Source organism: Shewanella algae (genome assembly GCF_009183365.2).
Classification (GTDB): domain Bacteria; phylum Pseudomonadota; class Gammaproteobacteria; order Enterobacterales; family Shewanellaceae; genus Shewanella; species Shewanella algae.
This window is the reverse complement of record NZ_CP068230.1, coordinates 2,323,629-2,339,035: the sequence shown is the minus strand read 5'-3', so window position 1 is coordinate 2,339,035 and position 15,407 is coordinate 2,323,629. Positions and strand designations below refer to the sequence as shown.

The 15,407-nt window shown below is 53.7% G+C and carries 13 protein-coding genes and 2 tRNA genes; 4 read left to right on the top strand and 11 right to left on the bottom strand.

Annotated elements, in window-relative coordinates; translation table 11 throughout:
• Nucleotides 1–115: 115 nt before the first annotated feature.
• From bluB to dnaQ, 6 genes are all read right to left on the bottom strand, one after another.
• Nucleotides 116–859: a 5,6-dimethylbenzimidazole synthase gene (bluB, locus tag E1N14_RS10410; RefSeq protein WP_025009666.1), complete on the bottom strand. Its 744-nt coding sequence runs from the start codon at nucleotides 857–859 to the stop codon at nucleotides 116–118.
• A gap of 201 nt (nucleotides 860–1,060) precedes the next feature.
• Nucleotides 1,061–3,064 (bottom strand): cation:proton antiporter, encoded by a 2,004-nt coding sequence (locus tag E1N14_RS10405; protein ID WP_025009665.1) that lies wholly within the window; start codon nucleotides 3,062–3,064, stop codon nucleotides 1,061–1,063.
• A gap of 204 nt (nucleotides 3,065–3,268) precedes the next feature.
• Nucleotides 3,269–3,345: transfer RNA gene (locus E1N14_RS10400), tRNA-Asp, on the bottom strand.
• Between the two features lie 50 nt (nucleotides 3,346–3,395).
• Nucleotides 3,396–3,472 (bottom strand) — tRNA-Asp (locus E1N14_RS10395).
• Nucleotides 3,473–3,582: 110 nt separating this feature from the next.
• A complete protein-coding gene (locus tag E1N14_RS10390) occupies nucleotides 3,583–4,893 on the bottom strand; it encodes a TIGR03503 family protein (protein WP_062793466.1) in 1,311 nt (436 codons plus the stop codon).
• A gap of 8 nt (nucleotides 4,894–4,901) precedes the next feature.
• A complete protein-coding gene (dnaQ, locus tag E1N14_RS10385; protein WP_025888086.1) occupies nucleotides 4,902–5,648 on the bottom strand; it encodes a DNA polymerase III subunit epsilon in 747 nt (248 codons plus the stop codon).
• 72 nt (nucleotides 5,649–5,720) lie between these two features.
• Here dnaQ and rnhA point away from each other — a divergent pair, with 72 nt between their 5' ends.
• Complete coding sequence (gene rnhA, locus E1N14_RS10380) at nucleotides 5,721–6,197, top strand: ribonuclease HI (protein ID WP_025009664.1); 477 nt, start codon at nucleotides 5,721–5,723, stop codon at nucleotides 6,195–6,197.
• A 42-nt stretch (nucleotides 6,198–6,239) separates the two neighbouring features.
• Here rnhA and E1N14_RS10375 read toward each other — a convergent pair whose 3' ends face one another.
• Together E1N14_RS10375 and E1N14_RS10370 are read right to left on the bottom strand one after the other, a co-directional pair.
• A complete protein-coding gene (locus E1N14_RS10375; protein WP_025009663.1) occupies nucleotides 6,240–7,157 on the bottom strand; it encodes a LysR substrate-binding domain-containing protein in 918 nt (305 codons plus the stop codon).
• A 5-nt stretch (nucleotides 7,158–7,162) separates the two neighbouring features.
• A complete protein-coding gene (locus E1N14_RS10370; protein WP_025009662.1) occupies nucleotides 7,163–7,906 on the bottom strand; it encodes a class I SAM-dependent methyltransferase in 744 nt (247 codons plus the stop codon).
• 116 nt (nucleotides 7,907–8,022) lie between these two features.
• Here E1N14_RS10370 and gloB point away from each other — a divergent pair, with 116 nt between their 5' ends.
• The 3 genes from gloB to E1N14_RS10355 all read left to right on the top strand — a co-directional run bounded on the left by gloB (nucleotide 8,023) and on the right by E1N14_RS10355 (nucleotide 12,360).
• A complete protein-coding gene (gene gloB / locus E1N14_RS10365) occupies nucleotides 8,023–8,835 on the top strand; it encodes a hydroxyacylglutathione hydrolase (RefSeq protein WP_025009661.1) in 813 nt (270 codons plus the stop codon).
• 274 nt (nucleotides 8,836–9,109) lie between these two features.
• Nucleotides 9,110–10,642, top strand: coding sequence for a LysM peptidoglycan-binding domain-containing protein (locus E1N14_RS10360; protein WP_247600906.1), 1,533 nt, complete (start codon nucleotides 9,110–9,112; stop codon nucleotides 10,640–10,642).
• Between the two features lie 167 nt (nucleotides 10,643–10,809).
• Entirely contained in the window at nucleotides 10,810–12,360 is a 1,551-nt protein-coding gene (locus E1N14_RS10355) for a methyl-accepting chemotaxis protein (protein WP_062793464.1), read from the top strand.
• 98 nt (nucleotides 12,361–12,458) lie between these two features.
• Here the strand turns inward: E1N14_RS10355 and E1N14_RS10350 are convergent, their stop codons facing one another.
• From E1N14_RS10350 to E1N14_RS10340, 3 genes are read right to left on the bottom strand one after another with little or no spacing between them, the layout of a single operon-like run.
• Nucleotides 12,459–13,001: a BsuPI-related putative proteinase inhibitor gene (locus E1N14_RS10350; RefSeq protein WP_081782881.1), complete on the bottom strand. Its 543-nt coding sequence runs from the start codon at nucleotides 12,999–13,001 to the stop codon at nucleotides 12,459–12,461.
• Nucleotides 12,998–14,833: an AsmA family protein gene (locus E1N14_RS10345; RefSeq protein ID WP_025009659.1), complete on the bottom strand. Its 1,836-nt coding sequence runs from the start codon at nucleotides 14,831–14,833 to the stop codon at nucleotides 12,998–13,000. Before E1N14_RS10345 ends, E1N14_RS10350 begins: the two co-directional genes overlap by 4 nt.
• A gap of 40 nt (nucleotides 14,834–14,873) precedes the next feature.
• On the bottom strand, nucleotides 14,874–15,368 hold the full coding sequence (locus E1N14_RS10340) for a putative 4-hydroxy-4-methyl-2-oxoglutarate aldolase (protein ID WP_025009658.1): 495 nt from the start codon (nucleotides 15,366–15,368) through the stop codon (nucleotides 14,874–14,876).
• Between the last annotated feature and the right edge of the window lie 39 nt (nucleotides 15,369–15,407).

Genomic DNA, 15,407 nt, shown 5'->3' with positions numbered 1-15,407 from the left:
TTATCTTCTTGTAGCTATATCCACCTATTTTTCACCGACCTTACCGCTCTGCCATTTCATCCTTGCCTTGAGCTCATATCTGCGCTTAGCTCAACTGTTTCTATAGAATGAGATGTCATTTTCCGCTTTGGCGCTCTCTTTGGCGCAAGAATTCGGCCAGCAGTTCATCGGTTTGTTGCTGCTGCGCAGCCTGCCAGCCATCTTCATGGACCGCCAACTCAAGTGGTCGCCGGGGCAACCAGCCTTTGCGCTCAAGCTCAGGGGTATCGTTGAAAGCGCTCACCCGCCCCAGACACAAATAAGCGATAATTCTTATCTCCTCAGGTATCCCCAAGGTCTCACGCAGCACTTCATCATCAAGAATACTGACCCAGCCCACACCCAGGCCTTCGGCTCTGGCGGCGAGCCACAGATTTTGCACCGCGCAAACTGCACTGTAGTTGTCCATTTCCGGCTTGATGGTGCGGCCAAGTACCACAGGCCCGGTGCGGCTGGGATCGCAGGTCACACAGATCCCCAAAGGCGCCTCAAGAATACCTTCAAGCTTTAACCGCTGATAATGAAGCCGTCTTTCGCCACTGAACTGTTCCGTCGAACGGGCATTGGCGGCATCAAACCCCTGTTTAATGGCGCGGCGCTTGGCTTCACTGCGCACCAGAATAAAGTCCCAAGGCTGCATAAAGCCAACGCTGGGCGCATGGTGCGCCGCATCCAGGATCCTCTGTAAGCTCTCTTCGGGAACCGGCTTTGACAAAAATTGACTGCGTACATCGCGGCGGGCAAATATCGCCTTGTACAAGGCTTCTCTCTCCTGCAAAGAAAACGCTTCTGCTTCGGAGGAAACGGCAAAATCGGACATGGTTCACCTCTTTGATGGCTGATTTTTAACGCCTGCGGTGCCCGGACTATAGCAGGCATGTTAGTGGAAGCGCCAATCCGGCATCTCAAGATTTGATGCTGCATTAATCTTCTATAGCCAAACCTTGTGATACAAAAATACCGGGCCGTTTTAATGACCCGGTATTTTCCGTTTACTTTCGGCGCCGTGGCTCAAATTTGATCACGCGGTAACTTTCCCCTTGTTTTCCCCATTACCTTTCCCGCTCTCTTTTCCACCGGCTTCGCCCTCTTTATCACAGCTCACTTTGTCTTGCACTTCAGCCTCAGTTAGCGCGGCTTGCTGTTCTTTCGCTTCCTGCTCCTTGGCCTTTTGCTCGGCTTCAGCCCTTGCCTGCTTGAGGGTTTCCTCCGCTTCCTTGAGCGCCGATGCCTCCGCCAGCGCCTCTTTGGGGATCAGGCTGATAAGCTCGATTCCTCTTGGCAAATCTGTAGTGTTGCCGGTCAACATAGTGACCTTACCATTTTTCAGGTACATCAAGGGCACCACAGTTTCACCATAGCGGCGGCAAAAGTCTTTGTAGCCAAAGCTCTCTGTCAGGTTAGTGCTCTTCAGCACCCCGCCCTTGGACATCAAACTGGCCAGTTTGGCGTAGGAGACAGTTTCACCGAATAGGCACATACGCTTCAAATAGGACTCAGACAATTGATGGCGGGCACTGGTACCGTTGCTTTCCGTGTTACTGAGACCATAAACCTTCTTCTGTCCGAGAATATCCTGGAAATGGAAATAGACCACAGGGTTGAGCTGACGATAGGGAGACAGGATCAACACCTTGCCGATGCCGGTCAAATCCAGATAGGTGTCGGCATGCTCCGAGGCCGGGTTGCCAAAGTAAACCGGAATATTATCCATCCGCGCCAAACGAATGTTATCCCAGTTACTGTCGGCAAGGATCACCTTGATATCCTTGCTCTTGAGCACCTTGGCCAGCTCCCGGGAAAACTTGGAAGCGCCAAAGATCAGCAGGCCGCGGGCAGAGCCTGCCTGCACCCCAAGAATACTGGCCCAGCGTCTGGCGGTGAGCGACTGGATCACAACTGTGCCTATGATGATTAAAAACACCAGTGGCACTATGGTCTCGGCGCCGGGCACTTCCATCTTTTCCAGCTTGATGGCAAACAGTGATGACACGGCCGCCGCCACTATCCCCCGCGGCGCCACCCAGCTCAAAAACCACTTTTCAGCGCTGCTGAGCGAAGTGCCTATACCCGAGAGCCAAATGCTCAGCGGCCTGGCCACCAAAAGCACCACTGCCAATACCCCAAGGCCGCCCAGACCAAGGTCCAGCATGGCCGACGAGTCCAACCTGGCCGCCAGCAAAATAAACAGCGCCGAGATAAGCAGTACCGTGAGCGTCTCTTTGAACTCGAGGATATCGGCAATATCCACGCCGCGCATATTGGCGAGCCAAATCCCCATTACTGTCACGGTCAACAGGCCGGACTCTTCCTGCAATAGGTTTGAACCGACAAAGACCCCGAGCATTATGGTCAGCACTGCCGTGTTGGTCAGATAGTGGGGTAAGAGATTACTCCTCAGCACCCGCCCAACAAGATAACCGGCCAAGGCACCAAGCCCAAGGCCAATACCCAGCATAGAGCCGAGTGCCAGCAGTACATGCGCTGTCTGCCCAGCACTGACAGTAATGTACTCAAACACCAACACCGCCAGCATGGCGCCTATGGGATCTATCACTATCCCCTCCCAGCGCAGAATGCTCGCCAGCTGAGACTTGGGCTTAACGGTTCTGAGCATGGGCACTATCACAGTCGGCCCGGTAACCACTACCAAGGCCCCAAACAACAGTGCCAGCGGCCAATCAAAACTCAGCAGGAAATGCGCCGCCGAGGCGATGCAGCCCCAGGTGATCAGCGCGCCCACAGACACCAAATGCGTCACCATCCGGCCATGGTCCTTAATCTCCTTGAAGTTGAGCGTCAACGCCCCTTCAAACAGAATGACAGCAACCCCGAGGGAGATGATGGGAAACAGCAAGTCGCCGAAAATCGCATCGGGATCCAGTAAACCCAGCCCGGGACCCAGCAACAAACCACAAAGCAGCAGCGGCAATATCGCCGGCAGACGCATCCGCCAGCCAATCCACTGACACGCCAGAGATAAGACTCCTATCAACGCCAGCATGGCGGTGATTTTTTCAACCATAAGTAGAATCCTTTTTTGTTTCTTTCGGGCGACCCGAAACAGCTTTACAGCATGAGCAACGCCAGAGTCAATCGCTGTTTCTGTATGAGCATATATGAGTTAAAGAGGATGGGATCAGAAATTTTTGTGGCAATGTGCCAGATTCGGCTTGAAACCAGATAAAACAAAAAGCCCGGTCATTGCTGACTGGGCTTTTTGTTTGTTTGGCGGAGCGGACGGGACTCGAACCCGCGACCCCCGGCGTGACAGGCCGGTATTCTAACCAACTGAACTACCGCTCCAAACTCTTGCTTATCGCTTGGGCAATAAGGCTTGAATTCGTTAACTTGACTGGCGGAGCGGACGGGACTCGAACCCGCGACCCCCGGCGTGACAGGCCGGTATTCTAACCAACTGAACTACCGCTCCACTCAAGTTGCCGGGAATAATACGTAGGCCCCTTGTCAGCGTCAACAACTTTTTTACCCCGAGGATCCCGATTAGCTAAAAAAACAGCAAAGCATGGATAATCAAGATGTTCAGTTGGATTTGCGCTCATCCTCATCGGGTAGGGTCAGGTCAATCTCCTGCACATCATCTTCCTTGGACGCTGCCTGCTGTTTTGCCAGCAACTGCTCTTCAGCCGCAGCCAAGGCCTGCTTCAGACTTTGACGCTTGCGCCAAAACAGAATCGCACCGACCCCAAACAGTAACAGCAAGACGTTACCGCCTATGATCAGGTAAAGGGCATTTTGTTTGGCCGCCGCTTCTTCTTTGGCTGCTATTGCTGCAGCCCTGGCGGCCATCTCTTCGGCGCTCGGTGGCGGCTTGGGTGGCTCGACAAAATTGAAAAAGCGCTCCGGCAGGGTCAACACCAGCTCCCTTCCCTGCTTGTCTGTGCTGAAGACAGTGCCCTTGATACGGTAACTGCCAAAGTCACTCACCTGGGGCAGCACGAGTTGCGTGGTGCCTTCTGTGGGCTGACGCACGGTAACCGGCAGTTGCAATCCGGCCGGCCCCAAAAGCTCAACATCGAAATAGGTTTCCTCAAGGCGCAGAATGTCTGGATTGGCACTCAGCATCAGGCCCCATGGCTGAGTCAGGGGATCGTCCGGCTCAACCACCTTAATATCCACAGGCGAAGGTTCGAGGCGAAATGCCTGTTTGAACTCACGTTCAAACACATCGTTTTGCACACTGACCTGCAGGGTGTAATCTCCCCAGGGCTGGTTGAGGTTAATATTGGAAGTAAAGGTGCCGTCATCTGGCCGTTCATCCAGCGCCTCTCCGTTGTCCTGATAACTGCCGACAATAAGGGTACCGGCGGCAAAGTTTTCATCGCCCGGTTTGTGGGAGGAAACAAAACGCGCCGTCCATTGCAACAGGTATTCAAGCCCGGGAAGTCGCATTCTCAGCGAATCACCAGTGAGATGGGCGGTCAGCTTAAGGCGCTCGCCCTGATACAGTGGCTGAGGCAGTTCATCCACCTCAATCCCCAGCTCGGATACCCGGGTAATTTGCGAGCCGGGCACCACTTTACCAATGAGCTGCCAAGGGCCTGGCACCGGGTTTTCCACCGAAATCATGTCGCCTGTGACGCCATCGGTCCATTTGACATTCTCCGGGTGGCGCGAGGCATACCATTTACTGCCATCAGGCAAAACCACCACCACAGGGGCGGAGCCGTATTCCCGCTGCACCAGAAGCACGATTCTGTCGACCATATGGTCGACCCGAAAACGATTCTTAAGCTCAGAGGCCTGTTCCTTGGGTACTATCTCGGCCACAGCCGGGGCCCCAAGGCCAAGCAGCAGACACACCATGAGGCCCAGCGCTGGTCTCAATCCCATTATTTGCTTCAATCCATAGGTTGTGGCTCGTCGCGCCAGAGGCACTTGCCTGATTTTGCAACTAAATCGAGCCTTTGCTCATGCATATTCAGTTCATCGGCCGATGCGGCGATCACTTTAAGTTTTGCGCGATTGGCATCGAGACGCATGATGCCGCCGGCTTCCTGACCTGCTTGTTCACTGGAGAGGTTGAACTTGGTCTGGCCGCCTGTCATCGCCAGATAAACATCGGCGAGGATCTCGGCATCGAGCAAAGCGCCGTGATACTCGCGGCGGGAGTTGTCTATGTGATAACGCTTACACAGGGCATCCAGATTGTTCTTTTGCCCTGGGTGCAAAAACTTGGCGATGGCCAGGGAGTCGAGGATCTGACAAATATCCGCCGTCACCGGCCCCCTGGGATGGGTCATGGAAAACTCATGATCCATAAAGCTCACGTCAAACGAGGCGTTGTGAGCCACAATCTCCGCCCCTTGAATAAAGGCGATAAAGTCGGAGGCTATTTCATGAAACCTGGGCTCGTTGGCCACTCTCTCATCTGTGATACCGTGAACCGCAATCGCTTCTTCATCAATGGGTTGGCCCGGATTGATATACTGGTGGAAAGTGCGGCCGGTCAAGCGGCGGTTAATGACTTCCACACAGCCGATTTCAATGATTCTGTGGCCTAGATAGACGGGGCCTGCGCCCTGGTTCATACCTGTGGTTTCGGTATCCAGAATGATCTGCCGACTGGCATTCGATATGATATTCATCTATTTTTTGCAGCTTCCTGAGTGAATTTACGGGTATACTCGCCCGCATTTGCCGGATATGGTAACAACTTGATGAGCGAACTGAAACAGATCCAGATATACACCGACGGCTCTTGCCTGGGCAACCCCGGGCCCGGCGGCTATGGTGTTGTCATGCGCTATAAACAGCATACCAAAGAACTCTCCGGTGGCTTTGCCCTGACAACCAACAACCGCATGGAGTTGCTGGCACCTATCATAGCGCTTGAGAGCCTGAAAGAGCCTTGCAAAATCGTGCTGACCAGCGACAGCCAATATATGCGCCAGGGGATCACCCAATGGATCCACGGCTGGAAGAAAAAAGGCTGGGTCACTTCCAACAAGACGCCGGTGAAAAATGTCGATCTCTGGCAGCGACTCGATAAGGCCACGCAACAACATCAGATAGACTGGCGCTGGGTCAAGGGCCACGCCGGACACCCGGAGAACGAACGTTGCGACACCCTGGCCCGCGAAGCCGCCGAGGCCAACCCTGCCACTGTCGATCAGGGTTATCAGGCCAGTCTTTAATGGCTATAATCTTTAGAGGCTTGGTCGTTAGAAGCTTGGTCTCTAATGACTACCTTTGTCCGCGACTGTCTTGAGTTTCAAAAACTTGCCGCAAAAGTCGATAAAGGCCTGCGCCAATGGCGTCAGGCTGTGGCTCTTGTGGCGAATAAGGTAAAACGGCCGCTCGAGCGCCAGCCCCTCCACCTCCACCAACGCCAACTCTCTGCGAGCCAGCTCTTTATCCAGTGTCAGCTCAGATAAAACCCCAAGCCCGGCGCCCTGTTTCACCGCCTGTTTGATGGCATCCGGAGTAGGAAAACAGAAACGGGCTTCTGGCTGCAGGTCCAAGCGGTTGGCGGCATCGACAAAGTACTCCCGGGTGCCCGAGCCCTCTTCTCTCAATACCCAGGAGAGCCCCTTGAGCGCGCTTGGCGATACCTTGCTTCCCGCCAGCGGGTGCGCCGGATGGCAGAACACCTTGAGACAGTCCTGATGCCAGGGCAATACGGCGATACGACTGTCGAGGCAATAACCTTCAATGAAGCCCAGCTCGGCGCGAAACTCGGCCACATCACGGATAACCTTACGGGTATTGTCTATCGCCAAGTCGACCTGAGTCTGAACGTGCTGCTGGCTGAATGCCACCGCCGCCTTGGCCAGCAGAAAATTGCCTATGGTGGAACTGGCGCTGACATTTAGCATACCGGCCAGTTCATGGTTGTTCGGAGTAAAAGCCTGCTCTATGCGCTCGATGCGCTGCAGCACATCGCTGGCCAGAGGCAACAGCAGACTGCCTTGAGAGTTGAGCTGCAAGCGGTTGCCTATACGCTCAAACAAACGGGTATCGAGCTGCTTTTCAAGCTCCGACAGTGCCATGGAGGTGGCCGGCGCAGAGAGGTTAACCCGCTCGGCGGCCTTGGCCACTTGGCCTGTGCGGGCCACGGCTTCAAAAATCATTAACTGTTTCAGGGTAATACGCATTGCAATTATTGCTCTTCTTTAGTGTGGCGCTCCAGTTGCCTGCCGGAGAATCCCGGTGTCGGCGTGGGTTGCCAGCCGGGGATCCGCTGACGACGTTTATCCCCCAAGGGGGTTAACGGCGAATCCAGCTTGCGGGCCACCAATAGATACAGAGAGCCGGTACCCGGCAGCCACTTTTGCTGCCAATGATGCCATATCCTCAAGGGCGCGGCTTCGCTGAGCAGCGAATGGTACAAGAGCCGCTCATCGTGCACCAACTGATACCCCAGAAGCCCCAGCCAGTCCTTGACCCTGGCCGGCATAAAGAAATGGCCGCTCCAGGGTAAAGCCTGCTGAAATCTGGGCAGCAGCTTGCCGAAAAAGGCGCAGCTGAACGGGTTAATCCCGACGATGAAAAGATAACCTCCGCTGACCAGCACCCTGTCGGCTTCACGTAAAATCCGGTAAGGGTTTGTCTCAAACTCCAGTACCAAGTTCATCACCACCGCATCTATGCTGGCCGGCGCCAACGGCAGCGAGGCAAAATCGGCAACTATCGAAGCGCCGTTGCCGGGATAGAGGGAAAACTGATGCCCGACCGGACAGTTTTTGATCTCGAGTTCGCGGCTTAAGGCCCCCAGGCGCAACAGATGATAACCAAACACTCTGGGCCACCAATAGGCCAGTTTGCTTTCCAGTTCACGTTTGATAGTCTCACCGGCTGGCAAACTGTCCCAGGAGCTGGGTCTGGACTCAGACGAGAGAGGCATAGATACTCCGGTTAAGCCGTTCTAGGCTCAGCTTAATAACGAACCCCCTATACAAGCAAGTATGAGGCTCAGTAAAATTGAAACTGATCCCGTCGACTCAAAGGAGCCTTGAGCTTATGTCCAACGTCAATGTCCCCCTCGCCCGGCCAAAGATAACGCCCATTGCCGCCTTCGATGACAACTATATCTGGGCCATAGTGGCACCCCAAGGTGATTGCTGTTGGGTGGTGGACCCGGGTGATGCCGCGCCCGTGTTGGCTTTTTTGGCGCAAAATAATCTGACGCTGGCCGGGGTACTGATAACTCACCATCACAGCGACCATACCGGCGGTATCCTGGCCTTAAAGGAAGCTTTCGGCTCGCTCCCGGTATACGGGCCTGCCAATCCGGCCATCAAAGGCATTACCCGGGCACTAACCGAGGAAGGCGAATATCGGCTTGAGCCTGGGCAAGGCCGATTTGCTTTAGAGTGTCGACTGTTCAAGGTCCCCGGGCACACGCTGGATCATATCGCCTACTTGATTGGCGATGCCCTCTTTTGCGGCGATACCCTGTTCTGCGCCGGCTGCGGCCGCCTGTTTGAAGGCAGTACCGAACAGATGTACCACTCCTTGAGTCAGTTTGCGGCCCTCGATGACAACACCAAGGTGTATTGCACCCATGAGTACACCTTGGCCAACCTGCGTTTTGCCAAAGCCGTTGAACCGGATAACCAGGCACTGGCTGACTACCAACTTGCAGCCGAAGCGCTGCGCGAGCAGCAACAACCCACACTCCCCTCCACTATTGGTCGTGAAAAGGCCATCAATCCCTTTATGCGCTGCCAAAAGAACACACTGCAGAACGTACTGGAGGCCCACAGCGGCCACCCCTGCCATGATCCCGTGAGCCGCTTTGCAGTTCTCAGGCAATGGAAAGACAATTTCTGAAAACCGGGTTACAATAAGCCGCTTTTTTGTGTCGTTATTATGACAATGCCAGGCCAAGATAGATTTATCTACTTGTTTTAAATAACAATACTTGGCTTTCAGTAACGGCACTTCTTTTTCACCACGGAAACCAAACCAGGGTAAAAGTACCACCCAAGGTGCTATCCCGGGCCAAGGGACCAGGCCTATCCCGGGTTTCCGTTTGATGTGCGTTTGCCTGTCTGTTCAGGCCATCATTCGAGGATTGCTGTTTTTGAAGCAAATCAGATTTTTTATGTTGGCGGGGAGCCTTTCCCTGCTTGGCGGCTGTCAGCTGCTGTCTCAGGCGCCGGAGTCCACTGCCGAAGCGCCGGTCAAGGCCACTCCAGCTCCGGTCATCACTCAGGCTCCACAAGTCATCACTGAGCCTGAAGTCGCTGTCACAGATGTATGGCAACGGATCCGCAGCCAACTCAATATGCCGGTTCCCGATGAGAAGCTGGTGCGTCAGTACCGCCAGTGGTACATCAATAATCCAAGACACCTGGAGCAGATCTCCGAGCGGGCTGCCCCTTTCATGTATTTGATTGTCGAGCAGATAGAAGAGCGTAAATTGCCGATGGAGCTGGCGCTGCTGCCGATAGTGGAAAGTGCCTTCGACCCCTTTGCCTACTCCCATGGTGCCGCCTCCGGGCTGTGGCAGTTTACGGCGCCCATGGCGCTGCATTTTGGTCTGGAGATCAACTGGTGGTATGACGGACGCCGCGACGTACCAGCTGCCACGGCCGCTGCGCTGAATATGATGGAATACCTCTACGACAAGACGGGCGAGAACTGGCTCTATGCCATTGCCGCATATAACACAGGCGAAGGTCGGGTGTTGAACGCGGTCAAGCGTAACCGTCAAAAAGGGCAAGCTACCGATTTCTGGTCCCTGTCACTGCCCAAGGAAACCGAGCGTTATGTGCCACAACTGCTGGCACTGGCCGATGTGATCAAAAACGCCGACAAATACGGCATTAACCTGACACCAATTGCCAACGAGCAGAAGCTGGAAGTGGTCGATGTCGGTAGTCAGATAGACTTGGCCTTGGCAGCCCGCCTTGCCGGTATGGAAGTCAATGAACTGCAACAGTTCAACCCGGGTTTTAATCGCTGGGCCACAGCGCCGGAAGGGCCACACAAATTGGTACTGCCGTTGGACAAGGCCAAAGAGTTTGAAATCGCCCTGGCCAGCACTGAACCCAGCGAGCGCCTCAACTGGCTCAGATACAAGATCCGCAAGGGTGACTCCCTTGGAGTGATAGCCAAGAAACATCATACCAGTATCGATGTGATCCGTTCTGTCAACGGCATCAGTGGCAACAATATTGTCGCCGGCAAGCACCTGTTGATCCCGGTCGCCCTCAAGGATGCATCGGCCTACCCGCTCTCCAAAGAGCAGCGTCTGGGTCAGAATAAGTCCGGCAAGAGCAAACGCAGCTACCAGGTCAAGTCCGGTGACTCCCTGTGGCAGATAGCCAAGGATAATGGTGTCAGTGTCAACGAGCTGGTGAAATGGAACGGTATCTCGGCCAAGACGCCGTTGCGTCCCGGGAAACAGCTGACCATCTGGACTAAAGCCTCTGGCAAATCCCAGAATGCCAACGCCGTAATGCGCACCGTGAAATACAAGGTTCGCTCCGGGGATTCGCTGGCACGAATAGCCAGCAAGTTCAATGTCACTGTGGATGATCTGCTGGAATGGAACCAGCTCAAGGCCAGTAAATACCTGCAACCCGGACAGATGTTGACCCTGTTCGTGGATGTGACCCGAGTCAAGACCTGATAAAAACTCCTACCCAAGCGGCATCTTTGATGCCGCTTTTGATCCTGCTCTAACTTTCACAAGCCGCTTCGGTACAATTGTTAACCATTTGTTCGCTGTCACAAATTTGACGCTCATCTTTGTCGATAATCATCCGCTGAATTAATCCACCCTAAATAAAAACAAAAATGAGCAGAGATTTGTCCATTACCGGCATCGAGACGCCGGTGCCTGAAGGTGCCCGTATTCTATCAACCACAGATCTCAAAGGGCGTATCACCCACATCAATCAGGAATTTGTCGAACTTTGTGGCTTTTCCCATGAAGAGTTGTTGGGCCATGGGCATAACATAGTGCGCCATCCTCATATGCCCAAGGCAGCCTTTGCCGATCTCTGGCAACAGATCAAGAGTGGCAACAGCTGGATGGGTTTGGTGAAAAACCGCCGCAAGGATGGTGGTCACTATTGGGTCAACGCCTACGTCACCCCGATCCGCCGAAAAGGCAAAATAGTTGAATATCAATCAGTGCGAACCAAGGCAACACCAGAACTGATTGCCAGAGCCGAGGCCTGCTACCGGGCCATCAATCAGGGAAAATCGATACTGCCACGCGTTAAACTCGACCTGACAACCAAACTGGCACTATGCTGGGGTGCATCACTGCTATCCTTGGTGCCCCTGCCCTGGCTAAGCGGTCTCTGGCAATTTGTGCCTGTCTGCACCGCGGCAACTTTGATGGGCTGGAGCCTTTTCAGACTCAAACAAAGGTTAAAAAATGTCAGTCAACTCAGCCGCGGAGTACAGAATAATCCACTGATGCAGGCTATTTACTGTAACAGCACAGATGAACTCGCCGAGCTGGAATTGAGCCTGAGAATGCAGCAGGCCGAGATATTTGCCATCACAGGGCGGATAAAAGACAGCGGTGAGATCCTCGATAACAGTTTGAGTGCCCATCAGGCCGCAGTCGATGCCAACTACCGCGAACTGGCACAGCAAACCGGCGCACTGAAACAGCAAGGTGATGCCATCAACGAACTCAAAGGTGCTGTGACAGAGATTGCCGAAACTTCCGCTGACACCGCCAACGAGGTCACTGAGCTTGAGCAAAGTAACCGGCAAACGCTCGAAGCCCTGGCCGCCAGCCGCGCAGCCAACAGTGAAATCACCGCTCTGCTTACCAAGGTGGAGGCTCAACTGCTGGCGCTGGATAAACGCTGCAGCAGCATTAACACCGTGCTGGAAGTGATAGAGCAACTATCGGATCAGACCAACCTGCTGGCACTCAATGCGGCAATCGAAGCGGCCCGGGCCGGTGAAGCCGGCCGCGGATTTGCCGTGGTGGCCGATGAGGTACGTAACCTTGCAATGCGCTCCGGTGAATCCGCCGGTGAAATACATCAAATTATTGCCGAGCTCAGTCTGCAAAGTCGGCAGACAGTGACCGAGATGGAGCGCAGCCAGCAACTGACCAAAGAAAGTCTGCAACTGGAGCAAAAGTTGGCGCAGCGGTTGGATGAAGCCACCAGTGCCCTGGGCCGAATTGCCGCACACAGCCAGCAAATCGCCGTTGCCACGGAGCAGCAAGCCTGTGTGGTTGAGCAGTTGCACCGCCACTCAGAGCAGTTGCAACAAGGGGTTGGCAGCCTGACCAGCAACAGTGAAGCCGCAAGCCATCACGGCGAAGAGTTGACCCGCCAAAGTGAGCGGCAAAAGGAACTGATAGCCCAGTTTTAACGCGCTTTACCGCCCGTTACAGCTTGGTCAAAGACTGAGTACCCCAATAAAAAAGTCAGGATTAACCTGACTTTTTTATTCCAACCTAGATAAGCGCCTTAACGCCTCGCCACCGGCACTTCCAGCATGGCCATAGCCGCCAACTTGGACTCCAGAGGTTTGCCTTCAAAGCGGGCCTGGAAGCTGTATCCCTCAGGGCCAATTCGCTCAAGTGTCTTGGCCGGTACCTTGAACATCACTTTCAGCGTCTGTCCCGGCTTGATACTGGTATCTCTGATAGCCTGAGTGAACATCATTTCATCCGACCAGGCCCAGACTCGCTGTTCCTTATCATCCACCAACCAGAGATCCGCCGTCATCCCTGAGTTAAAGCGGATCCCAACCACGTGCTCGCTCGGGTTACGGATCTCCAGCATCGCCTGCAGCGGCTGCTTATTGACTACTTCTGCAAACGTCAGTTTACCCTCAAGCAAGGCAGCTGTCGGTGCTTTTTTGATGGTACCAAAGTGCAGTGTCGGCATTCTGAGTTCCTCCATCCCAGTCGGAGTCTTTTGAGGCACAGGCTCAGTAGTTGCAGCATTGGAGCCACTGCAACCTGCGAGTGCCAAGACCGCCAGCAAAGGCAAAACGGCACGCATCATTTACCTCCTCCGAGTTTCTTGAAGATGCTGTCTTTAAGCTTGTCTTTCACCTTCTCGGTTTCTTCCTTGAGTTTGGAATCAAACAGCGCCTGGGTATCGAGTGCAAACTTGGGTTCCTGGAATGAACCGGAAATCATCAGCGGAATTTCAACACCGGCCAGATCATTCTTGCCTTCACCGCCTTGGCCCTTGAGACTGCCGACCACTGAGGTTTTCAGCTTATAGTCCAGTTGCTCACTGATAAGGTTGGCACTACCGGCACCCGCCAAGCGAATAAGTGGTGAGGCCATCGCCAGATCCGGGTTATTGGCCACACCATTTTTCAGACTGAAACTACCGGTCAGGCTGGAGAAGTCTGTCTTGCGTTCGCCCTCTTCCTGAGCCGACAAATCACCTTTTAGCTTGGCCTGGGCGCTGCGGATCATATGAGGGATATTCACGCCGTAAAGGGCACCGTCACTGATTTCAAACTTGCCGTTGGCGTCCAGGTTTTGCTTGATGTTATCCGGAATTAGGCTCTTGCCTTTACCTTTGACATTAAAAGCGGTGGCACCGGCAAGAATTTCCAAATCGGCCGCATCCTTGAGCAAAGGTTGAATTTTGACGCCACTGAGCTGAGTATCAAAATTGTAGCTGGCGACCTTGTTGCGACCGTCAAGCTGTGCCTTGGTCATCAGTTTGCCCTGATACAAGTCAGCGCTGAGCTGCTTCATATCCAGCACGCCATTGTTCAGAGCCAGATCCATTTTCCAGTTTTCAGTGGTCAAGCCGGCAGCCTTAATGGTCTTAACAGTAAGATCCATGGCGAAGTTGACCTGCTTCATCGCACTCAAGTCCGGTTCACTGCCGGCCTTGGCGGCCGTTGCCGACTCAGTGGTTTTGGCTGCGGCTTTATCTTCCTCTCCGGCAGGCAGTAACTTGTCGAGGTCAATTTCACCCAGTGCCAACTTGGCTTTTACATCCGGTACCTTGCCGCCGAAAGCCACTTTAAGATCCCCTTTGCCTTCAATATCGGCCACCTTGAGACTGCTCAATACCAGCTCGGCGTTTTGACGGTTGAGATCCAATTTCACATCGGCATTCAGATCGGCGCTCAACTTGCCGCCGGGCATACTCTTGCCTTCAACGCGATTTTCAATGGCAAAGCCGGTGATCTCCAACTGCTTCATGTCCGCTGAAATCTTCAATTGCCCTTTACCCTCGCTGGCAATTTTCATGTCCGGCATGCTGCCGCTGAACTTATAAGCCAGAGGGGCAAATTTACCCAGCGAAAACTCGCCCAGGGTCAGGGACTCAAGTACAAAGGTTTGGTCACTGCCACTGCGCTTGTCGAGCAGATGAATTTGGGTATTGGTGATATTGATGCCACCGATATTGAGACTGGCCAGCCCCTGAGCGTTGCCTTCGGTATTCTTGGGTTGCTCTTTGGCCGTACCGGCATCGCCGCTGAGCCCATCCAGACTGGTGCGGCCGTCTTTCTGGGTTATGAGATCCAGTTTCAAGCCATCGAGGTTTAACTGGGCAATTTCCACTTCTTTACGAAACAGCGGCATCAGAGCAACTTCAGCGACAACCTGATTAACTGCCAACATCTGTTTCTCGTCGAAACCATCCGGGTTACTCAGGCTGATACCGCCCAATTCAATTCCCAGAGTCGGGAAAAAAGTCCAGTTGAGATCCTGACTGATGACCAATTCACGCCCTGTCTGTTTTTTTACCGCATCGACTATTTCGGGTTTAAAGTCGTTGGGATCAAATAACAAGGTCAAATACAGAACCAGACCGAGAAACAATACCGCGAAAATACCCAGTATCCACTTAACCACTTTCATAATAGTTTCCTTGTTCAACAATAAGGACAAAGGCGCTTGTTCAACTGATAAAGGCCATATTCAAGGGATTTTGGCTGACGGCGATGCCATTATCATCGGCATAGAGCATCATGCCGGGAGTTATCTGCACATCGCCAATGGAGAGCGCACAATTGATTTCTCCAGCCCCCTTACGCTCGGTTTTGATAGGTACCGCCGCCAGGGCCTTTACCCCAAGCTGCATGGTCGCCAAGGTAGCAACATCGCGCACGGCGCCATAAATCACGACTCCCTGCCAACCATGGTCAACTGCGCTTTGGGCAATAAGGTCTCCCATCAGGGCCTTGGATGTAGAGGCGCCACCGTCCACCAACAGTACTTTACCCGTGCCATCGGTAGCCAACAGCTGTTTCACCATGGAATTATCCTCGAAACACCTGACGGTTACGACTTCGCCCCAAAAAATAGACTTGCCACCAAACTGGTGAAAAACAGATGGCAGCAACATGAGATCATTTTCATAATGATCAAAGAGATCCGGTAACAAATCCAGCATATAGGCCTCCGTGCAAATACTGCTTTCTAGGTTAACGCC